Here is a 25,000-nt window from a genome sequence, read left to right on the forward strand (position 1 = left end):
GGCGCGCACAGACGGCGGCCCCGTCTCTCCATCCCCCGCGCCGAGGGCGTTCTGCGCCTCTTCGCCCGGATGGCCCGCAAATCTCGCGCCGCCCGTGGCGTCCGCGCACGATCGACCTCAGGCCTGGCGCCGACAGCCCGGGCCGACCGCCACCGCACCGCCCCCACCGCACCGCCCCGACCGCCGGGCGCCTCCGCCCGCAGGACGCCCCGGCGGCCCTCCGCGGGCGGCCCGGAAGCAGAACACCGGAAGCAGCACCCAGAAGCAGAAAGTGGATCATGACGACTCTGTCCGAACCGCAGGCACAGCAGCACGCCGAGACCGACACCCGGCTGCGCGTGATGCTCATGCTGGAGATCAAGGACGGCGCCCAGCAGCGCTTCCTCGACGTCTACGAGAAGCTGCGCCACCAGGTGGCCTCGGTCCCCGGCCACGTCAGCGACCAGCTCTGCCAGTCCATCAACGACCCCCGGCAGTGGCTGATCACCAGCGAGTGGCGGGACCAGGAGACCTTCCTGGAGTGGGTGGACAGCCCGGCGCACCGCGAGATGGTCAAGCCGATGCACGGCTGCGTCAGCGACACCTTCCGCTCGCTGCGCTACTCGATCCTGCGGGAGACGACCGCTGCCGGCACCAGCGGCACCCGCGCGCCGGCCCCGGTACCGCCGGGCCTGCCGCCGACCGTGCAGGCCGGGCACGTCGGCCCGCCGCAGGCCGCGCCCGGCCCGGACGGCGTCGTCCGGCACGCGCTGACCTTCACCGTCAAGCCCGGCACCGAGCACGAGGTGGCCCGGATCCTCTCCGGCTACGCCTCCCCGCAGGCCGAGGTGGACGAGGACACCCGGCTGCGCCGCACCTCGCTCTTCATGCACGGCAACCGGGTGGTGCGCGCCGTCGAGGTGATCGGCAGCCTCGGTGACGCGCTGCGCCACGTGGCGATGCAGCCCGAGGTCCGGGCCGTCGAGGAGGCGATCAACCCGCACCTGGAGGAGGACCGCCGGCTGGGCGACCCGCAGGCCGCGCGCGCGTTCTTCGCCAAGGCCGCGCTGCCCGCCGAGCACCAGGCGATCGCCGGCTCCCCGGCCTCCGGGCGGCTGCACCGGCACGCCGTGCTCTACCCGGTGAAGCCCGGCAACGGCGCGGCCGTCGCCGCGCTGCTGGCCGAGTACGACAACCTGGCCACCGCCGACCCGACCGGCCCGGTCGCGGCGGCCTTCGTCTTCCACCGGGAGGACGTCGTCGTCCGCCTGGTGGACCTTCGGGTGCCGGCCGAGGCCGACCCCGCGGCGGCGCTCGCCGTGGCCGGCGAGCGGGAGGCCACCGTCCTCGGCCGGCTGCTCGACCTCGGCCCCGAGGGCGACCTGCGCACCGTCGCAGGGCTGAGCGCCGTGCTCGCCGCCCGCGCGATGCGGCCGGTCACCGACCGCATCTCCCCGACCGACTGAGGAGCCGGCAGGCCGCCCCAGTCACCAGCAGGACCAGCAGGACCGGACCCAGCACCCCGACTCGGAGGAAGAAACATGTCCACGCAGTACCCACGGATCGTGCACGTCGACGAGGCACCGGAGAACCGCCGGCGCGGCGGTGACCTGCGCGCCATGCTCACCCCCACCACCTGTGGCGCGACCAGCGGCTTCATGGGCCTGGCCATCGTGGAGCCGGGCGAGCGGATCGGCGAGCACTACCACCCGTACTCCGAGGAGTTCGTCTTCGTGGTCAGCGGTGACCTGGAGGTGGACCTCGACGGCGTCACCCGGACCCTGCAGCCGAACCAGGGCCTGATGATCCCGCTGAACATGCGCCACCGGTTCCGCAACGTCGGCGACACCGAGGCCCGGATGGTCTTCCACCTCGGCCCGCTCGCCCCGCGCCCGGAGCTCGGCCACGTCGACACCGAGGAGACCGAGGAGTCCGCCACCTCCGGCCCGCCGGAACACGCCAAGGTGGCTTCGTGACCCGCCGGGTCGCCGTCACCGGGATCGGCGTCGTCGCGCCCGGCGGCGTGGGCGTGCCGGCCTTCTGGCGGCTGCTCACCTCCGGCCGGACCGCGACCCGGGGCATCACGCTCTTCGACCCGACCGGATTCCGCTCCCGGATCGCCGCCGAGTGCGACTTCGACCCGGCGGCCCACGGGCTCGGCCCGGAGGACGTCCAACGGGCCGACCGGTACGTGCAGTTCGCGATGGTCGCGACGGACGAGGCGATCGCCGACGCGGGGCTCGACCTCGCCACGGAGGACCCGTGGCGGATCGGCGTCTCGCTCGGCACCGCCGTCGGCGGCACCACCCGGCTGGAGCACGACTACGCCCTGGTGAGCGCCGGCGGCGCCCGCTGGGACGTCGACCACCGGCAGGCCGAGCCGCAGCTGCACCGGGCGTTCGCACCCAGCACGCTGGCCTCGGCGGTCGCCGAACGCACCGGCGCGCACGGCCCGGTGCAGACCGTCTCCACCGGGTGCACCTCCGGCCTGGACGCGATCGGGTACGCCTTCCAGGCGGTCGAGGAGGGACGCGCCGACATCTGCCTCGCCGGCGCCTCCGACTCGCCGATCTCGCCGATCACCGTCGCCTGCTTCGACGCCATCAAGGCCACCAGCGAACGCAACGACGACCCGGAGCACGCCTCCCGCCCCTTCGACGCCCACCGGGACGGCTTCGTGCTCGGCGAGGGCGGCGCCGTCCTGGTGCTGGAGGAGCTGGAGCACGCCCGCCGGCGCGGCGCCCGGATCTACGGCGAGATCGGCGGCTTCGCGACCTACGGCAACGCCTACCACATGACCGGCCTCACCCAGGAGGGGCTGGAGATGTCGCGGGCGATCGACGACGCCCTCGCCCACGCCCGGGTCGACCGCACCGACGTCGACTACGTCAACGCGCACGGCTCGGGCACCAAGCAGAACGACCGGCACGAGACGGCGGCCGTCAAGCGCTCGCTCGGGCCGCACGCCTACGAGACACCGATGAGCTCGATCAAGTCGATGGTCGGGCACTCGCTCGGCGCGATCGGCGCGATCGAGGTGGTCGCCTGCACCCTCGCCCTGGCCCACGGCGTCGTCCCGCCGACCGCCAACTACGAGACTCCGGACCCGGAGTGCGACCTCGATTACGTGCCGCGCGTCGCGCGCGAGCTGCCGCTCCGTCACATCCTGTCGGTCGGCAGCGGATTCGGTGGATTCCAGTCCGCCGTTGTGCTCAGAAGAACGGGGTGAGATCCATGACGTCACGTCAACAGGGCCGCCGGGCCGTGATCACCGGCCTCGGCGTGGTGGCGCCGAACGGCGTCGGTGCCGACGCCTTCTGGAAGGCCACCAGGCAGGGCGTGAGCGTCCTCGACCGGATATCCCGCGAGGGCTGCACCGGCCTCCCGCTGCGCGTCGCCGGCCAGGTACGGGACTTCGACCCGCAGTCCGTGATCGACAGCCGCTACCTGGTGCAGACCGACCGCTTCACGCACTACGCGATGGCCGCCGCCGACCTGGCGGTGACGGACGCCGGCTTCGTCCCGGACCCGGAACAGCCCTACGCCGTCGGCGTGGTGACCGCGGCCGGATCCGGCGGCGGCGAGTTCGGCCAGCGCGAGCTCCAGCAACTCTGGGGCCAGGGGCCGCAGTTCGTCGGGCCGTACCAGTCGATTGCCTGGTTCTACGCGGCCAGCACCGGCCAGGTGTCGATCCGCGGCGGCTACAAGGGCCCGTGCGGCGTGGTCGCCAGCGACGAGGCCGGTGGCCTGGACGCCCTCGCCCACGCGGCCCGCGCCATCGAACGCGGCACCGACGCGGTGGTGGCCGGCGCCGCCGAGGCACCGCTGGCGCCGTACTCGATGGTCTGCCAGCTCGGCTACCGCGAGCTCAGCCTCGCCGAGGACCCGCAGGACGCCTACCTGCCGTTCTCCCCGCGGGCTGCCGGGTTCGCCCCCGCCGAGGGCGGCGCGATGCTGCTGCTGGAGGACGAACAGGCGGCCCGCCGGCGCGGCGCCGCCGTCCGGGCCCACGTCGCCGGACACGGCGCCACCTTCACCGGCGCCTCCCGCTGGGAGGAGTCCCGGGAGGGCCTGGCCGCCGCGATCCGGATCGCGCTCGACCAGGCCCGGATCGCCCCGGAGGAGGTCGACGTGGTCTTCGCGGACGCCCTCGGCGTCCCGGCCGCCGACCGCGCCGAGGCGCTCGCCCTGGCCGACGCCCTCGGCCCGTACGCCGAGCGCGTCCCGGTGACCGCCCCCAAGGCGGGTACCGGACGGGCCTACTGCGGCGCGCCGGTGCTGGACGCGGCGGCGGCCGTGCTCGCCATGGAGGACGGCATCGTGCCGCCCACCCCGAGGGTCACCGAGGTCTGCCACGACCTCGCCCTGGTGACCGGCCGGGCCCGCCCGGCCGAGCTGCGCACTGCCCTGGTGCTCAGCCGCGGACTGATGGGATCCAACGCCGCGCTGGTCCTGCGGCGCCACGACCCGGCCTGACCGCACGACCCCGGTGCGGCCGCGGTCCGGTCCGGCCGCGGTCCCCGGCCGGGCCGCCCCGGCCACCCGGCCCACCCCGGCCCCCTCCACCCCTGCCCCCTCTGGCTCACTAGCGAAGGGAAACACCCCGTGAGCAGCAACACCCTCACCCACCCCGAACTGGCGGCGCTGATCCAGGCCCGCGCCGGCGTCGCGATCGACCCGGTCCAACTGGAGCGCCCCGGCGTCAGCTTCGACGAGTTCGGCGTGGACTCCCTCGGCCTGCTCGGCGTGGTCGGCGAACTGGAGAACCGCCACGGCGTCAAGGTCACCAACGGCGCGGAGTCGGCCAAGACCCCGGCCGAGTTCCTCGAACTGGTGAACTCCGCGTTCACCACGAAGGCCGGTGCCTGAGATGCCCGGACACACGGACAACGAGATCGTCATCGCCGCGCCGCTCGACCTGGTCTGGGAGATCACCAACGACCTGGAGAACTGGCCGCAGCTGTTCAGCGAGTACGCCTCCGTCGAGGTGCTGGAGCGGGCGGGCGACAGCGTGCGCTTCCGGCTCACCATGCACCCCGACGAGAACGGCCAGATCTGGAGCTGGGTCTCCGAGCGCACCACCGACCGGGCCTCGCTCGCGGTGCGCGCCCGCCGGGTCGAGCCCGGGCCGTTCGAGTTCATGGACATCCGCTGGGAGTACGCGGAGGTCCCGGCCGGCACCCGGATGCGCTGGGTCCAGGACTTCGCGATGAAGCCCACCGCCCCGGTCGACGACGACGGCATGGTCAACCACATCAACCGCAACTCGCGCATCCAGCTCCAGCTGATCCGCGAGAAGGTCGAGAAGCAGGCCGGGGAGGTGTGACCGGATGCACCGCGCCCTGATCGTCGCCCGGATGAAGCCGGACGCCGCCACCGGCATCGCCGATGTGTTCGCCGAGTCCGACCGCGGTGAACTGCCGCACCTGATCGGCGTCACCGGCCGCAGCCTCTTCCAGTTCGGTGACGTCTACCTGCACCTGATCGAGGCCGACCGCCCGCCGGGCCCGGCCGTCGCCCAGGTCACCGGCCACCCGGAGTTCCGGGCGGTCAGCGACGCCCTCACCGCGTACGTGCAGGCCTACGACCCGGCCACCTGGCGGGGGCCCGCCGACGCCATGGCGCGCGAGTTCTACCGCTGGGAGCGCGGCGGCCTCAACTGACGCCCGGCCGTGCGGTGCCCCGCAGGTGTGCACCTGCGGGGCACCGGCGTGTCCGCGCCCGGGCCGGCGTCCTGCGGCAGGGCCCGCGAGGGGCCCGCGCGGACGGCGGCTCAGGCCGTCATCGCGGCGAGGACGGTGCGCCAGTCCTCCCCCGGCTCCGGGCGGAGCAGCTCGGCGAGCGCGTCGGCCCGGTAGTGCCACGGGCGGCAGAGCTCCGGATCGGCGTCCGGGCCCGGCCCGACCGGGCTCCGGGAGCCGAGCAGGCGGACGAGCTCCGCGGTGAACTCGGGCCAGGGCACGTGGCCGGAGACGGCGTTGACGACCCGGCCGGCCGCCCGGCCGGAGCCGTCCGTGCACCCTGCCAGGGCCCGGGCGAGCGCGGCGGAGTGCACCCAGGCCGCGCCGTACCGGCCGGGATCCCCGGCCTCCTCCGGGAGCACGAGGGGCCGGCCGGCCAGGGCGGCCTGGTAGAGCGTGCCGGTCGCGCCCCAGCGGAGCTGGTCGCGCAGCCGCCGGTGCGGGCCCCAGACCAGCGGGGAGCGCACCACCGTGCCCGGGCCGCGGCCGTCGGTGCCGGCCGCGGCCAGCAGGATCCGCTCGCACTCCAGCTTCGCCCGCCCGTACGGGCTGACCGGCTCGGTGGCCGGCGCGCCCTCGGGGACGTCGGTCGTGTCCGGGCGGCCGTACGCGTCGATGCTGCCGACGAAGACGAACGCACCGCCGCGCCAACCGTCCACCAGGGCGCGCATCGCCGCGATGTCGGTGGCGTGCTCGGTGAAGGTGCAGGCGGCGTGGATGACGGCGTCCACACCCTCGACCGCGCGGCGCAGACCGTCCAGGTCCGCGAGATCGCCCTCGGCGACCTCGACGCCGCTGCGCGCCACCAGGTGCGCCGACTCCGGCCGGACCAGCGCCCGGACCGGGCGGCCCTGCGCCGTCAGCTCCTGGAGCACCGCCGCGCCGACGCCGCCGGTGGCGCCGGTGAGCAGGACCGTGCCCGCCCGGGTGTCCCGCACCGCCGGGCCGGTCCGCCGGGCGAGGGCCGCCCGGCGCTCGGCGGCGCGGGCGGCGAGCAACGTGGCGAGGGCCTGCGGGGTGCGCTGCTCCAGCACGTCCAGACCGGTCAGCGGCAGACCGGTGCGGGTGCGCAGCCGCTCGGCCAGCTGGACGGCGACCAGCGAGTGGCCGCCCAGCTGGAAGAAGTCCCCGTCCGCCGGCGGGCGGGTGCCGAGCAGTTCCGCGAAGGCCGCCCGGACGGTGTCGAGCGGGCCCGGGCCGCCGGCGGCCGGGTCGGGGACGGCGGCCGGCGCGCCGGGGAGGCGGGCCGGGTCGAGGGAGCCGTCGGGGTGGCGCGGTATCGCGTCCAGAAGAGTGACGGCGGACGGGAGTTGCTCCGGCGTGAGGTGCGGGCGCAGTGCGGCGCGCAGTGCGCCCGGGCTCGGGGCGGCCGTGCCACGGGCCACCGCGTAGGCGAGGACGGGCCCGGTGGCGGGGGCCAGGACGGCCGCGTCGGCGATCCTGGGGTCGGCCAGCAGGGCGGCGGCGGCCGGGTGGGCGGAGTCCGGGTGGGCGGAGTCCGGGCCGGGTTCGGCGTCGGCATCGGGCGCGGGCGCGGCCAGCAGGGTGCCGGGCAGCTCGCCGAGGCGGCGCTCCGGGGCCTCGGCGACGGCCGCGAGCAGCCCGGCGAAGGCGGTGAGCAGCCGGCGTGCGTCCGGCTCCGGGAGGACCGCCGGGTCGTGCTGGAGCAGGCAGCGGGGCTGCGGGCCGTCCTCGACCAGCAGCGTGAGGCCGAACTTCGCCAGCCCGAGGTCGATCTCGACGGCCTCGGCGGCGAGCCCCGGCAGGGCGAGCGGCTCGGCCGGCTGGACGACGTCGCACCCGACGGAGAGCAGCGGGGTGCCGTCCGCGCCCCGGGCGGCGGCGCCCAGCCGCTGGACGACGAGGTCGAACGGGACGTCCTGGTGCTGCTGCGCGTCGAGCAGGGCCGTCCGGACGTCCGCCAGCAGGGCGGTGAAGTCCGGGTCACCGGAGAGGTCGGCCCGGATCGGGAGGGTGTTGACGTTCAGGCCCACCAGCCGGCGCAGTTCGGGCCGGGCCCGGTGCCCGCCGGCGCAGCCGAGGGTCAGGTCGGGCTCGCCGGAGGCGATCCGCAGGGTGGCGAAGGCCGCCGCCAGGACGACGGTGAAGAGCGTCGCGCCGTGCCGGGCACCCAGCCGGCGCAGGGCGTCCAGGGTGTCGGTGCCCAGCGGGGCGGTGTGCAGGGCCGCCGGCCGCTCCGGGGCCCCGGCCGGGACGGGCCGCAGCAGGGGCAGCGGCCGGGCGCCCGCGAGCCGGGCGGCCCGGGCGTCGGCCGCGCTCGCGAGCTCGGCGTCCCGGGAGCGCTCCCAGCGGGCGTAGTCGGTGTAGTGCGGGCCGGGCGCCGGCAGTTCGGCCGGCCGGCCCTCGCGGGCGGCCGCGTACAGGGCGCCGAGGTCGGCCGTGAGGACCGGCAACGAGCCACCGTCCACCGCGATGTGATGGATCGTCAGCAGAAGGGTGTGGTCGTCCGGGGCGTGCCGCAGCAGAAGGGCACGGAGCACCGGGCCGGCGGCCAGGTCGAACGGGCGGGCCGCCTCGGCGTGCAGGAGGCCGGGGGCGGCCGCCGGGCCGGCGGGGACGACGGGCAGCGGCACCGGGGCGACCGGCCCGGCCTCCTGGTACGGGCGCGCGTCGTCGTGGCTGCCGTAGCTGGTGCGCAGCACGGCGTGGCGCTCGGTCAGCGCGGTGAGGGCGGTGGCGAGGGCCTCGTGGTCGAGCGGGCCGCGCAGCCGGGTGGCGAGCGGTACGTGGTAGACGGCGCCGCCCCGGCCGAGCCGGTCCATCAGCCACATCCGGTGCTGGGCGTGCGAGAGCGGGGCCGGGCCGGGGGTGTCCGTGCGGGACAACGGGCCGGCGGTGCGGGCGCGTTCGGTGCCGGCCCGGCGGCGGGCCCGGTCGAGCAGCTCGGCCTGGCGTGCGACGGGGTCGGCGCCATGGCGGGGGGCGGGAGTGGTGGCGGTCATCGGGTCGGCTCCAGGGGGTGCGCGGCAGGTGCGGCCTCGGGGGCGCCGCCGGCGTGGGTGGGACCGTCCGGGGTGCGGTCGTCGGAGGTGTGGTCGGCCGGGGCGGGGTGCTCCGGGGCGTGGCCGTCCGGGGTGCGGTCGTCGGTGGCCAGCAGGCTGCGCTCGATCAGGGCGGCCTGACCGGCCACGGTGGGGTGGTCGAGGAAGTCGCCGAGCGGGAGCTCGACGCCGAGGTCCTCGCGCAGGTCGTCGACGACCCACATCGCGAGCAGCGAGTGGCCGCCCTCGGCGAAGAAGTCCGCGTCCGGCGCGGTCACCGGGCGCTCCAGGGCCCGCGACCAGGCCTCGGCGACGACCTGCTGGATCGGCGTCAGGGCGGCCGGTGCGGCACTCCCTCCGGGCCGGCCGGCGCCGGACTCGCCGACGGAGCCCGGCTCGGCGGCGGAGCCCGGCTCGGCGGCCAGCGCGCGGCGGTCCACCTTGCCGGAGGTGGTGAGCGGAAGGGCGTCCAGCAGCGTCCAGCCGGTGGGCACGAGGTGCGCCGGCAGCTGGTCGGCCAACCGGCGGCGGAGCGTCTCGGGCACCGGGCGGGCGCCCTCGGCGGGTACCAGGCAGGCGGTGAGCGCGGCGCCCTCCTGCCCGGCCCGGCGGACCACCACGGCCACCTCGGCCACCTCGGGGAAGGCCCGCAGCGCGTGCTCGACCTCGCCGGGCTCGATCCGGAACCCGCGCACCTTCACCTGGTCGTCGGCCCGGCCGTGGAACTCCAGGGTGCCGCCCGGGCGGCGGACGGCGAGATCCCCGGTGCGGTAGGCCCGGCCGAGGCCGGGCAGCTCGCGGAAGCGCTCGGCGGTGAGCTCCGGCCGGCCGAGGTAGCCGAGGGCCAACCGAGCGCCGGAGATCCAGAGTTCACCGCGGACACCGTCCGGCACCGGGGCCTGCTGCTCGTCCAGGACGTGGGTGCGGGCGCCGCCGAAGGGGCGGCCGATCGGCACCGGGCCCGCGCAGTCCGCGAGATCGAGCCGGTGCAGCGTGGTGAAGGTGGTCGCCTCGGTCGGGCCGTAGGCGTTGACCAGGTCGAGCCAGGGGAAGGCCCGCAGCACCGCCTCCGCGTGCTCGGCGGAGAGCGCCTCCCCACCGACGATCAGCGTGCGCAGCACCGCGAACACCCGGGAGCGGCGGGCCGCCAGCTGGTGGAAGAGCGCCGTGGTCAGGAACGCGGTGGTGACGCCGAACCGCTCGATGTCCCGGGCGAGCTCCTCGGCGGAGGGCCGCTCGACGGGCGACACGGCGACGGCGGCGCCCCGGGCCAGCGCGGCCCAGAGCTCGAAGGTGGCGGCGTCGAAGGTGGCGGGCGAGTGGAAGAGCACCCGGTCACCCGGGCGGAGCGCGACCGCGTCGGGGGCGGTGACCAGGTCGGCGACCGCGGTGTGCGGCACCTGGACGCCCTTGGGGCGGCCGGTGGAGCCGGAGGTGTAGTGCACGAGGGCCAGCGGCCCCGGGGCGGGGGCGGCGCCTTCCCGGCGGTCGGCCGGGCCGTCGGACGAGGCGTCGGCCTGCCCGTCGGAGGATGTGTCGGAGGAGGCGTCGACGGGGGTGTCGGACGGTCCGGTCTCGGTCAGCACCAGGACCTTCCCGTCGGCCAGTCCGGCGTCGGCGAGCAGGGCCTTGTCCCCCAGGGTGAGCCGCACGCCGGCGTCGTCCAGCATCGCGGCGATGCGCGGCCGCGGGTAGGCCTGGTCCAGCGGCACGACGTGGCCGCCGGCCCACCAGACGGCGAGCTGGGCCACCACCAGTCGGGTGGAGCGCGCGCTGAGCAGGCCGACGCCGGTGCCGGGGCGGACGCCGCGGGCGGCCAGCTCCTCGGCCAGCCGGCCCGCGGCCATGACGAGTTCGCGGTAGGTCAGGGCGGTGGTGCCGTCGGTGACGGCGAGGGCGCGCGGGCGCTGCGCGGCCTGGCGGACGATCAGGGCGGGGACGCCGGCGGGCTGCTCCGGCGTGCTGCCGCCCGGGGTGGGAGCGGTCATGAGTGGTCCCTTCCGGGCGCCCCGGCAGCTGCCGGGGCGCCCTGCGGCCATGTGGCGGTGGGTGGGCGGGGCGTCAGGCCGCGGCGCTCGCGAGGCGGTCCTCGACGAGCCGGCCGACGGCGCGAAGGTCGGGCTGGCGCAGCAGCTGCGGCGCGCGCAGCCGGACGCCGCACACCTCCTCCAGGGCGGCCAGCAGCCGGGCGGCCGTGATCGAACTCCCGCCCGCGTCGAGGAAGTTGTCGGCGGGGCCGAGGTCGCTGCGGCCGAGCAGTTCGCGGCAGAGCCGCAGCACGGTGCGCTCGACCGGCGTCGCGCCCGGCTCCGCCCCCTCCGCCGTCCCGTCCACTGCCCCGTCCGCTGCCCCGGCTGCGGGCTGCGCATCGGCGTACGCAGCGAGCAGTGCCGCCCGGTCCACCTTGCCGTTGGCGTCCAGCGGGAAGTCGTCGACCGGGCGGACGACGGCCGGCACGGCCTGCTCCGGCAGCCAGGGCCGCACCGCGTCCAGCAGCTCCGCCGCGGTCGACCCGCCCTGATCCGGCGCCGACTGGACGAAGGCGACCAGCTGGTAGCCGCCGGCCGGGGCCGGCCGGGCGGCGACGACGGCGCGGCGCACCCTGGGGTCCCGTTCGAAGGCGGCCTCGACCTCGGCGGGCTCGATCCGGACGCCGCTCACCTTCACCTGGTCGTCCAGCCGGCCGAGGAACTCCAGCACCCCGTCGGGGCGCATGACCACCCGGTCGCCGGTGCGGTAGACCCGGTCGGTGCCCTCGACGCCGACCGGCGCGCCGACGAAGCGGCGGGCGGTCAGCTCGGAGTCCAGGTACCCGATCGCCAGGCCCCGCCCGCCGATCAGCAGCTCGCCGGCCTCGCCGCGCGGGACGGGCCGCCCGTCCGGGTCGGCGACCAGCACCGCGGCGCCGGGAATCGGCAGGCCGATCGGCGGTGCGCCGGTGCCGTGGCCGCCGCCCGGCGCCATCGTGTGCACGGTGGTGGTGACGGTGGCCTCGGCCGGCCCGTAGGCGTTGTGGACGGTGGCGGTGACGTCCGGGCCGGGGACGCGGCGCAGCCGGTCGCCACCGATGGTCAGGTGGCGCAGCGGCAGGCCGGCGGGCCACGGGTGGTCCAGGACGGGTTCGGCGAGCGGGGTGGGCAGCACGGCGACGGTGATGCCGGCCTCGCGCCACCAGTCGGTGAGCGCGGTCCGGTCCCAGCGGACGGCGTCGGGGGCGACGCTGAGCGCGGCACCGGCGGTGAGCGTGCCCCACAGCTCCATCAGGTGCGGGTCGAAGGCGACGCCGATCAGCAGGCTGTGCCGGTCGCCGGGGCCGAGGCCGGTCAGCTCGCGGTACCAGTGCAGCGTCGCGCCGAGCGAGGACTCGCCGACGGCGACGGCCTTGGGAGTCCCGGTGGAGCCGGAGGTGAGCACGGCGTAGTGGGTGCCGGCGGGTGCCCGGACGGGCTCGGCGGCCCCCGCCCCGTCGGCGGCGGACGCGGCGAACGCGGCCACCACGGTGGCGGCGGCGTTGGCGCCCTCGGCGGGGAGGTCCAGCGGCAGCTGCTCGCCCGCCCGGTGGGCCGGCGGCAGCAGCGCCGGGTCGCCGATCAGGCAGGCCGGGCGGAGCTGCTCGGCGACGGCCTGGAGGCGGCGCTCGCCGGGGCGCGGTCCGAGCGGCAGGTGGACGGCGCCGAGCCGGGCAATGGCCAGGGTGGCGGCGACCAGGGCGACCGAGTGGTCCAGGCAGAGGCCGACGAGGTCGCCGGGGCGCACCCGGTCGGCCAGGCGGGCGGCCAGGACGGTGGCCAGCCCGTCGAGCTCGGCGTAGCTCCAGCTGCGCGCGCCGTCGATCAGCGCGGGGGCCTGCGGAGTGCGATGGGCCCAGCTGGTGAAGAGGTCGAGCACGGCGCCGTCCTGGTGCGGCCGGCCGTACCCGATGCTGAGGTCAGATATCTGATGAACAGTCATGCGACTTCCTCCGAACGTCTCTTGGCGGTGCGGCGGCGGCTCAGCCCAGGCCCATGGCCCGGGCCACGATCACCTTCTGGACCTCGGAGGTCCCCTCGATGATCGTCGTCATCCGGACGTAGCGGTACAGGAACTCCAGCGGGTGCCCGCGCACCCAGCCGGTGGCGCCGTGCACCTGGAGCGAGCGGTCCACCGCGCGGACGGCGGTCTCGGAGGAGGTCAGCTTGGCCAGCGCCGCGTTCTCGGGCGCCTCGGTCCCGTCGTCCACCAGCCGGGCGCAGGCCAGGGTGAGCAGCTTGGCCGCCTCCACCTCGGCCCGGGTGGCGACCAGGTGCTCCTGGACGTGCTGGTAGTTCCCGATCGGCTCGCCGAAGGCCTTCCGCTCGCGGGCGTACTCGACGCCGAGGCGCAGCGCGTACTCGGCGATGCCGTTGCACATCGCGGCGACCACCAGCCGGCCCCGGGAGAGGCTGTCCATGGCGAGCGCGGTGGCGGCGCCGACGCCCGCCTCGCCGCCGATCACGGCGTCCATCGGTGCCCGGACGCCGTCGAGGGTCAGCTCGAACAGCGGCTCGCCGGACATGCCCTCGTAGCGCTGGCCGATCCGCAGGCCCGGGTGGTCCATCGGCAGCACGAAGCCGGTGGCGCCGGCGGTCGGGCCCGCGCCGGTGCCGAGGTCGGTGGCGGTGACCACCAGGGCGAGGTCGGCGTGCTCGGCGTTGCTGACGAAGGTCTTGCGACCGTTGATCAGCCAGCCGTCGCCGTCGCGGACGGCGGTGGTGCTGAGCCGGAACGCGTCGGAGCCGGCCTGCGGCTCGGTGAGCGCGAGGCAGCGGGTGCGCTCGCCGCGGACCAGCGGCACCAGATGGCGTTCGATCTGCTCGGGCGTGCCGTTCCGCAGCAGCGGGCTGGGCCCGTCGGAGCCGGCCAGCGCGTACGGCGCCAGCGGGCAGCCGCTGCGCCCGGCGGCGTGGTGCAGCAGGACAACGGCGGTGAACGGCATGCCGGCGCCGCCGAGCTCCTCCGGGTAGTCGCCGGCGTAGAAGCCGAGGGCCGCCGAGCGCTTGCGGACGTAGGCCCGCAGGTCGGCCGGCAACTGGTCGGCGGTCTCGGGCAACTCGGCTGCCAGCGGAACGAGTTCACGGCGGACGAAGCTCTCGAAGGCCTCCACGAGCTCGCGGTGGCCGGCTTCCAGGACGGCGGAGGGGGCGGAGAGGCTCATGCGCGGGCCTCGCTTCGCCCGGCGGGGGCGGTCGCCCGCGCGTCGGCGGGGGCCGCCGCCCGCGCGCAGGCCGCCTTGACGGGTCGCTCGCTGTGCTTGCTCACTGGTCGCCTCCGGTCAGGGCGCGGGCCTGGTCGGCCAGGACGGGGTGCTGGAAGAGGGTGCGCAGCTGCGGGCGGCTGCCGAGGCGCGGTTCCAGCCAGGCCGCGAGCCGGGCGGCGAGCAGCGAGTGGCCGCCGACCTCGAAAAAGTGCGAGTCCGCGGTGAAGCGGTCGTGGCCGAGCACCTCCTGCCAGGCCTCGGCGACCAGGGCCTCGCCGGGGTCGGTGAACGCCTGCGGCTGCGGCTCCGTCCGGTCGGCGGCGGGGGCGTCGGCGGCGAGCCGGGCCAGCGCGGCACGGTCGGGCTTGCCGCCGGGCAGCAGCGGCATCGCGTCCAGCGCCGTCCAGACGGCGGGGACGAGCCCGGCCGGCAGCCGGCGGGCCAGCGCGGTGTGCAGCGCGGCCTGGTCGGGCCGGTCGGTCCCTTCCAGGAAGCCGAGCAGCCGGGGGCCGGCCGCCTCGTCCTGGTGCAGGACGACCGCGCAGAACCGGCCGCCGAGCTCGGCGGAGGCCGCGGCCTCGATCTCCTCCAGCTCGATCCGGTAACCGCGCAGCTTCACCTGGTTGTCCTGCCGGCCGAGGAACCGGAGGCGGCCCTGGAGGTCGCGGAAGCCGCGGTCGCCGGTGCGGTAGACCCGCTCGCCGCCGAGTGCGGGGACGGCCGTGAAGCGGGCGGCGGTGACCTCGGGCAGGCCGAGGTAGCCCTCGGCGAGCGCGTCGCCGCCGATCGCCAGCTCGCCGACGGCGCCGGCCGGCAGCGGCTGGAGACCGTCGTCGAGCACGTGCACCCGGACGCCGGGCAGCTCGGCGCCGAGCGGGATCTCGGCGTCCTCCGCCAGGTCGGCGGCGGTCACCTCGTACACGGTGGAGGTGACGGTCGCCTCGGTGACGCCGTAGGCGTTCAGCACGGTCACGGCGGTGGCGTCGGCCAGCCCGGCCAGCGCCCGCGCGGGCAGCCGCTCGCCGCCCAGCACCAGCAGCCGCGGCGACCACCGGCCGTCCCGCAGCGCCTCGCCGAGCTCCTCGCGGACGGCGAGGAAGTAGCTGGTCGGCAGGTTGGCGACGGTGACGCCGCGGGCGGCCAGCACCGCGACCAGCTCGGGCCCGGTCGGCACCTCGCGCTGCGGCACCACCAGGGCGGCACCGGCCGCCAGCGAGGGCAGCACCTCCTCCAGCGCGACGTCGAAGGAGGGCCGGGCGAACAGCAGCACCCGGTCGGCGGGGCTCAGCTCGTAGCGCGCGGCGAGGGCGCCGGTGTAGTGGGCCAGCGCCTCGCGGCCGACCAGCACCGGCTTGGGCACGCCGGTGGAGCCGGAGGTGTGGATCAGGTACGCGCCGCCGTCGAGCACCGCGGCGGGCTCGGCCTTCGGGAACGCCGGGCCGTCCAGCAGCGCCGGGGTGACGCCCTCGGCCGGGAGCGCGAGGGCGCTCTGCCGGGTGGCGAGCACGAGGGCCGGGGCCAGCCGCTCCAGCAGCAGGCCGAGCCGGGCGGCCGGGTCCTCGCTGGAGAGCGGGGCGTACACGGCGCCGTACCGCAGGCAGGCGAGCAGGGCGACCACGCTGTCCGCCCCGCGCGGCAGGACGGTGGCGACGGGCTGGCCGGGCGTCACGCCGGCGGCGCGCAGCCGGTCGACGAGGGCGCCGACCCGGCGGTCGAGCTCGCCGTAGGTCAGCCGCTCGGTGCCGGCCAGCACCGCCAGCGACGAGGGGTCGTGGACGGCGGCGGGGTCGAGGGCGGCCTGCGGGAGCCCGGCGGGCCCGGGCGCGTCGGACGCGGCGCGGGCCAGGGCCTGCGGCAGCGCCGCCGCCAGCTCGGCGAGCGGGGCCTGCGGCCGGTCGAGGTAGCGGCGCAGCAGCTCCAGCAGCCGGTCGGCGAGCAGCCCGGCGACGGCCTCGCCGAAGAGGTCGGCGTCGTAGTCCCAGATCAGGCTCATCCCGGCGGCGCCGTGCTTCTCACCCACCACCCGGCGGTCGTCCGGCAGCAGCACGACGTCGAGGTCGAAGCGGGTGGTGCCGGTGTTGAAGCCCTCGTACAGCGAGACCTCCAGACCGGGCGCCTGGATGTCCGGCAGCCGCGCGTCGTGCGCGCTGAACATCACGCTGAACAGCGGGTTGTCGGCACCACTGGTGTGCCGGCCCAGCGAGCGCGTCAGCTCCTGGACGGGCACGTCCTGGTACGGCAGCGCCCGGAACAGCACCTCGGTCACCTCGTCGACCGCCTCGGTGCCGGGCGCGGCCGGGTCCAGCCGCAGCCGCAGCGGCACCGTGTTGACGAACATGCCGACGGTGCCCTCGAAGCCTGCCGGGCGGTTGCCGACGGCCGTGCCGACCACCAGCTCCGGGTGGCCGCTGTGGCGGCGCAGCAGCTCGGCGAAGAGCGCGAGCAGGGTGGAGAACGGGGTGTGGCCGTCCTCGCGGCTGCGCTCGCGCAGCCGCTCGGCCAGGTCGGCGCCGATCGACTGGCGCAGCTGCCCGCCCCGGTGGCGGCGCACGGCCCCCGGCCGGGCCAGCCCGGGCAGCGTGAGGTCGAGCGAGGCGTCCTGCAGCTCCTGCTGCCAGAAGGCCAGTCCGCGCGCCCGCGACTCGGCCCGGGAGGCCTCGGCGTCGCGCCGGGCGTGCTCCTCGTAGGACGGGGCCTCGGGCAGGACGGCGGTCTCCCCCAGGGTGTGCGCGCGGTAGACCGTGAAGAGGTCGCGCAGCAGGATCGCGAACGAGTGCCCGTCGTGGATCAGGTGGTGCTCGACGTGGATCAGCCGGTGGTGGTCGTCGGCGAGCCGGACGAGGTGCCAGCGCAGCAGCGGCGCCTCGGTGGTGTCCAGCGGCTCGCCCGCCTCGGCGGCCAGCAGGGCCTGGAACGCGGCCTCCGGATCGGCCTCGCCGGACAGGTCGGAGGTCCGCAGCCGGGGCTCGGTCCGGGTGCCGACCCGCTGGCCGGGCAACCCCTCCGGCCGGGGCACCAGTTCGAGCCGCAGGCCCGGGTGGTGGGCGAGCACCGCGGTCAGGCCGGCGCGCAGGGCCTCGGCGTCGAGCGCGCCCCAGAGGTCGAGGGCGGCGGTGAAGTTGTAGGCGCGGCTGCCCGGCTGCATCTGTTCGTGCAGCCAGACGATCTCCTGCGAGGAGGAGAGGGCGAACATGGCGACTCCCTTGCGGTGGCAGGTGGTGGTGCGGTCGGACAGCGGGACGGGCCTGGTGGGCCCGCCGCCGGACCGGGGCGGGTGCCGGGGGTGGTGGCGCCCGTCCCGGGGTGGAGCGGTGGGTGAGCAGGGCGGGCGCCCTGCACGGCCGTCGGCGTGCACGGCTCGGGTGCGGTCCGCTCGGTGCGGTCCGCTCGGGTAGGTGCGGATCAGGTACGGGAGGCCCAGGTACGGGAGGCCCAGGTACGTGCGGTTCAGGTACGTGCGGTTCAGGTACGTGCGGTTCAGGTACGGGGACGGGAGGCCGGCTCAGGCGGCCCGGTGCTGCTGGGCCCGCGGGGACAGGTGGGCGCGCAGGGTGTCCAGCAGCGCCCCGAACGCGGCCTCGGCCGCGGCATCCGGGTGACGGTCGCGGTCCCAGGCCAGCCGGACGAGCAGGTCGGTGCCGTGCGAGGCGGAGACCGCCAGCGGCGCGGCCAGCGGACGCCCGGCCAGGTGGGTCTCCCGGCCGTGGGTGCCCCCGAGCACCAGGGGCGGGCGGCGGTGCAGGTCCTCGAAGGTCAGCAGCCCGTCGAGGTCGCCCGACCAGGAGGCACCGGCCGAGCGGGCGGCGTGCACCACCTCGTCGAACGGGGTGTCGGCGTGGTCGAGGTCGTCCCACCAAGCGGCGCTCAGCGCGTCCAGGCCGGCGGCCGGCCCGGGCGGGGCCGGATGCACCAAGGTGTTGAGGAAGCAGCCGAGCACCGGCGGCGCACCCGGCGGCCGGCCGCCCCAGGGGTAGCCGAGCGCGAGCACCCGGTCCGGGCCGGACAGCCGGCGGGCGGCGGCCGCCACGGCGTCCAGCAGCGCGGGGAAGACGCTGCCGCGGGCGGCCCCGTCGGCGGGTGGCAGGCGGTGGCTGAGCATGCCGGTGGAGCGGGCCACCGGCCCGGACGCCGCTCCGGACGCCGCGTCACCGGCCTCTCCCGTGGCGCCGGACCGGCCCAGGGCGCCGAGCCGGGCCGCCCAGTGGGCGTGCGCGGCGGCGCTCGCCGCGGCCGCCTCCGCCGCCAGCTGGAGCTCCACGGCCTCCCGGTAGGCGGCCAGTCCGTCCCCCTCCCCGGCCTCCCCGGTCGGTTCGTCCCCGGCGTAGGCCGCGCTCAGCCCGGCCGTGACGAGGCCGAGCGACTGCTCGTCGCAGGCGGCGTGGTCCAGGGCGACGGCGAGCAGTTCCTCGTCGTCGTCCGGTGCGGCGGCCAGCAGCAGACGCAGCGCCGGTCCGTCGGCCGGCCAGTCGAGCAGGGCCCCGCGCAGCGCGTCCTCGGCCGTCCCGCCGGGCGCGACCGCCACCCGGACGGCTTCGACGGAGGGAGTGCCGAGCCGCAGGACCGGGGTGCCCCGGACGGTGGTGAAGCCGCCGCGCAGCGCCGGGTGGTGGGCGGCCAGCCGACCGGCGGCGGCGCCCAGCTGCGTGAGGTCGACGGTGCCGCGGGGGTAGGCGAAGAACAGCGGGACGACGTCGGTCCGGCTCTGCGGGGCGCGCCGCCGGGCGATCAGGAAGCGGCGCTGGGCGCCGGTGAGCGGGAGCAGCTCCGCCGCCGCGTCGGCGGAGGCGGTGACGGACCGGAACCGGGTCAGGTAGCCGGCCGTGATGCTGGTGTGCACGGGGAGGTCTCCGCTTTCGGCTCAGGGCGGAACGGCCGGGGAGTGGATCCGACCAGGGCGTTCCGGGCAGGCGTGGCAGGGGTGGGCGCGGCAGGAGCGGGCGCGGCAGGAGCGGGCGCGGCAGGAGCGGGCGTGGCAGGAGCGCGGGCCGCCGGTGGCCGCGTGGCCGGGCAGGGCGGACCGGCCGCGCGGCGCCCGGCGGCACGGCGGGTGTGCAGGTGTACCGGGGTGAGAGCGGGGGGGGGGGACGGGTGCCGGGGACGGACCGGTCAGCGGGCGGGTCTCGCCGGAGCGGCGACGTCGCCGGCCTCCCCGACCGTCCCGGCATCGGTGTCGGTATCGCCCTCGCCCTCGGCCGCGGCCACGGCCGCCGGACCCTCGGGCTGCTCCCCGGCCGGGAGGTCCCGCAGGCCGCGCAGGGGTGAGAGCAGCAGCGGCACCGGCACCGTCAGGAAGCCGACGGCGCAGACCCAGAGCGCGGCCCGCGGGCCGGCCGCGTCGGCGACGGCCCCGCCGATCAGCGCGCCGAGCGGCAGCGTCCCCCAGACCAGGAACCGCATGGTGGCGTTCATCCGCCCCAGCAGCCCCGGCGGGCAGATGCTCTGCCGGAAGCTCACCTGGGCGACGTTGTAGGCCACCGCACCGAACAGGACGGTGCCCGAGCCGAGCGCGAACAGCACCACCCCGGCCCCGCCGTCGGCCAGCGGCCAGAGCACGGCGAACGGCCCGGTGACGACGGGCGCCAGCCAGATCAGCCGGGCCTGGCCGAACCGGCGGGCCAGCCGGCCGGCGCAGAGCGCCCCGGCCAGGCCGCCGACGGCCGAGACGGAGAGCAGCAGGCCGATCGCCGCGGGCGAGAGCTCCAGCACCCGCACCCAGAAGACCGTCTGAACGGCCATCAGGACGGCGGCGAACAGGTTGGACACCGAGGTGGCCGCGGCGATCACCCGCAGCAGCGGGTGCCGGAGCACGAACCGGACGCCCTCGGAGACGTCCGCGCGCAGCGAGCGCCCGGGCTCCGGCCGGGGTACCTCCTCCTCGACGCGGATCCGGGAGAGCACCACCGCCGAGGTCAGGTAACCGACGGCGTCGGCGACGATGGCCAGCGGAGCGCCGAGCACCTGGACCAGGACGCCGCCGAGGCCCGGGCCGGCGATCTGACTGGAGGAGCGTACGGTCTCGACCGCGCCGTTGCCCCCGACCAGGTGGTCACGGGGCAGCAGCGTCGGCAGGAAGGACTGGTGGGCCACGTCGAAGAAGACCGTCGCGACCCCGGTGATCAGGGCCACCGCGTAGAGCTGGGCCATGGTCAGCCAGCCGAGCGCGGCGGCCGGCGGGATCGAGCCGACGGCGAGGCAGCGCACGACGTCGGAGCGGACGAGTACGGGCAGCTTGCGCATCCGGTCCAGCCAGGCGCCCGCGGGGAGCCCGACGAGCAGGAAGGCGGCGGTCTCGGCCGCCGTCAGCAGGCCGACCTGGAACGGCGTGGCGTCCAGCTCGACCACGGCGACCAGCGGCAGTGCCACCAGGGTCACCTGGCTGCCCAGCTGGGCAGCGACGGCGCCCGACAGGAGGAGCCGGAAGTCGCGGAAACCCAGCAGGCGGTTGCGTGTCGAAGGGAGCTTGTCGTTCATCAGTACGACTCTCGGTTACCGATTCGAAACCGGGCAAGCGGCCGGTCCGTTTCCGGCCTCCCGGCACAACGGCCGGTTCCCGCGCCTCTGCCGACCTGCGCTTATCCCGGCCTTACGGCGGCTCGGCGCCGCGTGGGACCGGCGCGGGAGCCGGACCAGCGACGTCCCGCCCCGGCGGAGTTCAAACCCGGACCTCCGTCACATTGTCCGAAATGCGGACGGGCGTGTTCTCGCCAACGGACGGACCGCTTCAACTTGGCCGGATCCGGTGAAGTGCTGACGATCTGTCATCAGGCCTTGGTTTTCGCATGCTAACGACATACGGGGCTCCGGGCGGTGTCCCGCCCGGAGCCCCGCTCCTGGTCCTGCCTCGTGCATCGGGCCGTACGCCGCCGGGCCCCGCGCCACGCCCGCGTCGGACGTCGGGCCGCGCGCCGGGCCGTACGTCAGGCCGCGCCGAGGACGGCGTCCGGCGTCCGGCCGGCCTGGGCCTGCTCGACCCGCTGCACCAGCATCGCGGCCAGCCGCCTCGTCCCCGCGGGGTCGACGGGGCCGCCCTCGGTGGTCACCGTGACGACCGCCGTGCCGGAGCGCAGCACGATGCTGACGCCGTCCCGGCCGGCCAGCTGGCCCTGGTAGATGCGGCTCTCGCTGCCCAGCGCGGCCAGGTCGACCAGGTGGTACTTGCTGGTGTCGGCGTACGCCGTGTACGTCTCCGCGAGGCGGTCCTTGGCCGCCGCCTTGCTCGCCAGCGTGTCGACGGAGAAGCGCGCCGTCACCTCGCCGGAGGAGAACCGGGCCGTCCCGTTGAGCGGCTTGCCGCTGCACGATCCGGTGCCGGTGCAGGTGGTCACGTGGTCGGCGGTGTCGACCTTGCGCTTCTCCTCCTCCCAGCCGGTCATCGCCTTCTGGTCCGGCAGCAGCTGGAGCAGCAGCTTGTCGTCGAGCAGCAGGGTGTCGGAGTCGGCCCCGGCCGGCTGCGCGGCCCCGCCGCCCGTGGCGGCACCCGCTCCGCCGCCCGTACCCGCGCCGCCGGCGGCGGGCGTCCCCGGCGCGGCCGTCCCGCTCGCGCCGGCCGCCGTGCCCGCACCGCCGGCACCCGCGCCACCGGCCGGCACCGGGGCCCCGGCCTCGGGTGGGGTCGCCCCCGGGCTCGCGGGCGTGGTGGCGGCAGCGCCCGCCGCCGTGCTCGCGCCGCCCTTCGCCGTGTCCTGCGCCGCCTTCGAACCCCCGGAACCGCAGGCCGCCAGCACGCCCAGCAGAACCCCTGTCGCCGCCACCGCGGCAACCTTCCGACCGACCGTGCTCATCGCCCGCTCCCTCTCGTGTCAGTGGACCATCAAGATAGACGCGGCCGGCCGCGATCGGTTCCCCGGGGGTCCCACCTGCACGATTCCGGCGGCGGGCCCGTCAGCGGGGCCCCGGCCGCACGGGTCCGACGGGGAGCTACCCGGCGGCGCCGGGCGCACCCGGCGGCAGGGTCTCGACCCCGACCACGTGACTGATCCGGCTCGGCTCGACCAGCACCACCACCCGCCGCTCGCCGGGGATCGCCCACGCGTAGTGGTCCGCCCCCAGGTACACCCCGGCGAGCCGGTCCATGTTCCGGTCCGCCTCGGCACCCTCGACGAACCGCACCGCCCGCCCCCGGATCTGCACCCGGTCGTACGGGTCCGCCGCGTCGGCGTGCGACAGGCAGACCCGGGGGTCGCGCCGCAGATTGCGTTCCTTGACCCGGCCGACCGAGGTGTTGAACAGCAGCAGGCCCCCTTCCGTCCCCACCCACATCGGGCTCACGTGCGGCGACCCGTCGGCGTTGACGGTGGCGACGTACCAGATGTGGCCCGCCTCGATCCGCGCCCGCAGTTCCTTCGACATCTCGACCATGCGCCGAGCCTGCCCGCCCGCCACCGGTCCCAAGCCACGCCGCGCCGGTCACACCGCCCGCCCCGGTCGCGCCGGCGGGAGCAGCGGGAGCAGCGGGAGCGACGCCTATACCGGGTTCACTCGGACCGCCGGGCCAGTCGGGTGAACACGCCCGGGACTCCACTCGAAGGGGCGCACCCCCCGGCCCGCCGGTGCCGTTCTCCGGTGGCAGGCGCCGCCAGGGTGGTTGACGGTGGATCAGGCGCACCCCGCGAGTCCCCTTGCCCGACGACGTGTCGGCAGTCGCGGATCCGCGCCGGAAGGATCATCATCATGCGTTCTGCACGCACGCTGCTCGCCGGGGCCGTTGTCGCCGCCGCTCTGACCGTCGGTGCCCCTGCCGCCTTCGCCGACGGCACGGACAAGAACCTGACCTGGCAGGAGAAGCAGGACAAGGGCTCGACCGCGGAGGGCCAGAAGAGCTGGGAGGAGAAGCAGGACAAGGGCTCCTCCTCTTCTTCCTCCTCCTCGGGCGAGGAGCACAAGGCGGAGGAGAAGACCCCGCACGGCGGCGTGCACACCGGTGGCGGCGGCCTGGCGCTGTCCGGCGGCGGCCTCGCCTCCGGCGCCGTCCTGCTGCTGGGCGGCCTCGGGGCCGGCGCGTTCGCGCTCCGCAAGGGTCGCCGCTCCGTCGGCGCCGCGATCTGACCCCGGACTCCGGTCCCGACCGCTCCCCGGCCCTCCGTCCGCCTCCCCGCCGTGACCGGCACCTTCCGTGCCGGTCACGGCGGGGGCACGCGGAGCGGGGCCGCGGGGGCGGCGTCGCGATGGTGCCGATGTGAAGGCCGAGGAGTGAGTGATGGCCGGTCTGGCCCCTGGTACGTCCCGGCTGCTGCGCGGTGGAATGGGCGCGGCGGCGGTCGGTCTGCTGCTGATCTACAACTCGGTGGACTCGGCGGACCCTGCCGAGCCGGGGCCGGGTCAGGCCGCTCCCCCGGCGGCCACCGCGAGTGCCTCGCCCGGCACCGCCCCCGGTGCCGGGCCCGCCTCCGCCGCGGCGGGTGCCGCGCCGGCCAAGGCGGCCACCGCACCGGGCGTTCCCCCGCTCAAACGGTCCGCGCCGACCAGACTGCGGATCCCGCAGATCGGCGTGGACGCGCCTTTCACCGAGCTGACGCTGAACCCGGCCGGGCAGCTCAACGCGCCGCCGCCGGACGACAAGAACCTGGTCGGCTGGTACCGCGACGGGGCGTCCCCCGGTGAGCGCGGCAGCGCGGTGGTGGCCGGGCACGTCGACACCAACAAGGGTGCCGCGGTGTTCCTCCTGCTCAGCCTGATACTGCCGGGCAACAAGGTCGAGGTGCAGCGGGCGGACGGCACGGTCGCCGTCTTCTCGGTGGACTCGGTGGAGACCTTCGCCAAGAACGCCTTCCCCGACCAGAAGGTCTACGGGAAGACGCCGGACGCCCAGCTGCGCCTGATCACCTGCGGCGGCACCTACGACAAGAAGCGCAAGGACTACCTGGACAACGTGGTGGTCTTCGCGCACCTGGAGTCCTCCCGCAAGGCCTGACCGGCCCCCGGGCACCGCACGGCCGCGAGCGACCGCCGGCCTCCTCAATGGAGGCCGGCGGTCGCTCGCGGTTGTGGGCCGGTCAGCCGCGCACGGTGGCCTCGAAGGCATGCAGGTACGGGTTGACCGGGCGGACGTCGGCGACGTCCAGGCCGGCCTCCTCCATCAGCCGCACCAGGCTCTCCTTCGAGTGCTTCGCGCCGCCGACGTTGAGCAGCAGCATCAGGTCCATCGCGGTGGTGAAGCGCATCGACGGGCTGTCGTCGACCAGGTTCTCGACCACCACCACGCGGGCACCCGGACGGGCGGCGCCGACCACGTTGGCGAGGGTGCGCCGGGTGCTGTCGTCGTCCCACTCCAGGATGTTCTTGATGATGTAGAGGTCCGCGTGGACGGGGATCGCCACCCGGCAGTCGCCGGGTACCAGCCGGGCGCGTGCCGAGAAGACCCCGCCCTCGCGGAGCCGCGGGTCGGCGCCGCCGACCACCTTCGGCAGGTCGAGCAGCGTGCCGTGCAGCGCCGGGTGCTTCTCCAGCAGGCTGGCCAGCACATGGCCCTGGCCACCGCCGATGTCGACCACCGAGTCGATGCCGGTCAGGTCCAGGTAGGCCGCGAAGTCGGCGGCGGACTGCCGGCTGGACGTGGTCATCGCCTTGTCGAAGACCTTCGCGGAGTCACCCCCGTCGCTGTGCAGGTAGTCGAAGAACTCCTTGCCGAACAGCTCGGGGAAGACGTTGCGGCCGGAGCGGACGGCCTCGTCGAGCCTGGGCCAGGCCTCCCACGTCCACGGCTCGGTGCACCAGAGCGAGATGTAGCGCAGGCTGTTGGGGGCGTCCTCGCGCAGCAGGCGGGACATCTCGGTGTGCTCGAAGCGGTCGTCGCCGGTCTCGTGGAAGATGCCGTAGCAGGTGAGGGCGCGCAGCAGGCGGCGCAGCGGCTTGGGCTCGGTGTCGAGCGCGGCGGCGAGGTCGGTGACGGTGGTCGGGGTGTCGCCGAGCGCGTCGGCGACGCCGAGCCGGGCGGCCGCGCGGACGGCGGCGGCGCAGGCGGCGCCGAAGACGAGCTCCCGCAGACGCATGGCGGCCTGCGGGGTGGTGGCGGGTGCGGTGGTCATGAGCCGTCTTTCTGCAGGGGGGAAGGGGAAGGTGGGCTG

General features: G+C 76.2%; 19 protein-coding genes. 9 read left to right on the forward strand and 10 right to left on the reverse strand.

Annotated features, from left to right (window positions below; translation table 11 throughout):
• Positions 1-278: 278 nt before the first annotated feature.
• The 7 genes from OH807_RS07520 (at position 279) to OH807_RS07550 (ending at position 5,642) form a co-directional block, all read left to right on the forward strand.
• Positions 279-1,445, forward strand: a complete 1,167-nt coding sequence (locus OH807_RS07520; RefSeq protein WP_406195437.1) for a SchA/CurD-like domain-containing protein — start codon at positions 279-281, stop codon at positions 1,443-1,445.
• Positions 1,446-1,520: 75 nt separating this feature from the next.
• Positions 1,521-1,955 carry a cupin domain-containing protein gene (locus OH807_RS07525; protein WP_406195439.1) on the forward strand — a complete coding sequence of 145 codons (435 nt, stop codon included), beginning with the start codon at positions 1,521-1,523 and terminating at the stop codon, positions 1,953-1,955.
• Positions 1,952-3,208 (forward strand): beta-ketoacyl-[acyl-carrier-protein] synthase family protein, encoded by a 1,257-nt coding sequence (locus tag OH807_RS07530; RefSeq protein ID WP_406195441.1) that lies wholly within the window; start codon positions 1,952-1,954, stop codon positions 3,206-3,208. Before OH807_RS07525 ends, OH807_RS07530 begins: the two co-directional genes overlap by 4 nt.
• A 5-nt stretch (positions 3,209-3,213) precedes the next feature.
• Positions 3,214-4,455, forward strand: coding sequence for a beta-ketoacyl synthase N-terminal-like domain-containing protein (locus OH807_RS07535; RefSeq protein WP_406195443.1), 1,242 nt, complete (start codon positions 3,214-3,216; stop codon positions 4,453-4,455).
• Between the two features lie 129 nt (positions 4,456-4,584).
• Entirely contained in the window at positions 4,585-4,848 is a 264-nt protein-coding gene (locus OH807_RS07540; RefSeq protein ID WP_406195445.1) for an acyl carrier protein, read from the forward strand.
• A gap of 1 nt (position 4,849) precedes the next feature.
• Entirely contained in the window at positions 4,850-5,305 is a 456-nt protein-coding gene (locus OH807_RS07545) for an SRPBCC family protein (protein WP_406195448.1), read from the forward strand.
• Positions 5,306-5,309: 4 nt separating this feature from the next.
• Positions 5,310-5,642, forward strand: coding sequence for a TcmI family type II polyketide cyclase (locus OH807_RS07550; protein ID WP_406195450.1), 333 nt, complete (start codon positions 5,310-5,312; stop codon positions 5,640-5,642).
• Between the two features lie 110 nt (positions 5,643-5,752).
• On the opposite strand, the gene OH807_RS07555 is transcribed toward OH807_RS07550, so the two are convergent.
• The 9 genes from OH807_RS07555 to OH807_RS07595 all read right to left on the reverse strand — a co-directional run bounded on the left by OH807_RS07555 (position 5,753) and on the right by OH807_RS07595 (position 22,295).
• Positions 5,753-8,683: a condensation domain-containing protein gene (locus tag OH807_RS07555; protein WP_406195453.1), complete on the reverse strand. Its 2,931-nt coding sequence runs from the start codon at positions 8,681-8,683 to the stop codon at positions 5,753-5,755.
• Complete coding sequence (locus tag OH807_RS07560) at positions 8,680-10,710, reverse strand: non-ribosomal peptide synthetase (protein WP_406195456.1); 2,031 nt, start codon at positions 10,708-10,710, stop codon at positions 8,680-8,682. The genes OH807_RS07555 and OH807_RS07560 overlap by 4 nt, the downstream gene beginning before the upstream one ends.
• 73 nt (positions 10,711-10,783) lie before the next feature.
• The gene (locus tag OH807_RS07565; RefSeq protein WP_406195458.1) at positions 10,784-12,673 is read right to left on the reverse strand and encodes a non-ribosomal peptide synthetase; all 1,890 of its coding nucleotides are present in this window, start codon (positions 12,671-12,673) and stop codon (positions 10,784-10,786) included.
• A 40-nt stretch (positions 12,674-12,713) separates the two neighbouring features.
• The gene (locus tag OH807_RS07570) at positions 12,714-13,895 is read right to left on the reverse strand and encodes an acyl-CoA dehydrogenase family protein (RefSeq protein WP_406195460.1); all 1,182 of its coding nucleotides are present in this window, start codon (positions 13,893-13,895) and stop codon (positions 12,714-12,716) included.
• A gap of 100 nt (positions 13,896-13,995) precedes the next feature.
• The gene (locus tag OH807_RS07575; RefSeq protein ID WP_406195463.1) at positions 13,996-17,130 is read right to left on the reverse strand and encodes a non-ribosomal peptide synthetase; all 3,135 of its coding nucleotides are present in this window, start codon (positions 17,128-17,130) and stop codon (positions 13,996-13,998) included.
• Between the two features lie 309 nt (positions 17,131-17,439).
• The gene (locus OH807_RS07580; RefSeq protein WP_406195465.1) at positions 17,440-18,774 is read right to left on the reverse strand and encodes a non-ribosomal peptide synthetase; all 1,335 of its coding nucleotides are present in this window, start codon (positions 18,772-18,774) and stop codon (positions 17,440-17,442) included.
• 269 nt (positions 18,775-19,043) lie between these two features.
• The gene (locus tag OH807_RS07585) at positions 19,044-20,408 is read right to left on the reverse strand and encodes an MFS transporter (RefSeq protein WP_406195468.1); all 1,365 of its coding nucleotides are present in this window, start codon (positions 20,406-20,408) and stop codon (positions 19,044-19,046) included.
• Positions 20,409-20,854: 446 nt separating this feature from the next.
• Entirely contained in the window at positions 20,855-21,718 is an 864-nt protein-coding gene (locus OH807_RS07590) for a hypothetical protein (RefSeq protein ID WP_406195470.1), read from the reverse strand.
• A 136-nt stretch (positions 21,719-21,854) separates the two neighbouring features.
• Positions 21,855-22,295, reverse strand: coding sequence for a PPOX class F420-dependent oxidoreductase (locus tag OH807_RS07595; protein ID WP_406195474.1), 441 nt, complete (start codon positions 22,293-22,295; stop codon positions 21,855-21,857).
• Between the two features lie 312 nt (positions 22,296-22,607).
• Here OH807_RS07595 and OH807_RS07600 point away from each other — a divergent pair, with 312 nt between their 5' ends.
• Positions 22,608-22,982 (forward strand): hypothetical protein, encoded by a 375-nt coding sequence (locus tag OH807_RS07600; RefSeq protein WP_406195476.1) that lies wholly within the window; start codon positions 22,608-22,610, stop codon positions 22,980-22,982.
• Positions 22,983-23,133: 151 nt separating this feature from the next.
• Positions 23,134-23,847, forward strand: a complete 714-nt coding sequence (locus tag OH807_RS07605; RefSeq protein ID WP_406195478.1) for a class F sortase — start codon at positions 23,134-23,136, stop codon at positions 23,845-23,847.
• 82 nt (positions 23,848-23,929) lie between these two features.
• Here the strand turns inward: OH807_RS07605 and OH807_RS07610 are convergent, their stop codons facing one another.
• On the reverse strand, positions 23,930-24,961 hold the full coding sequence (locus OH807_RS07610; RefSeq protein WP_406195480.1) for a methyltransferase: 1,032 nt from the start codon (positions 24,959-24,961) through the stop codon (positions 23,930-23,932).
• Positions 24,962-25,000: the final 39 nt, after the last annotated feature.

Origin of the sequence: Kitasatospora sp. NBC_01560, assembly GCF_045208415.1 — a bacterium.
GTDB lineage: Bacteria > Actinomycetota > Actinomycetes > Streptomycetales > Streptomycetaceae > Kitasatospora.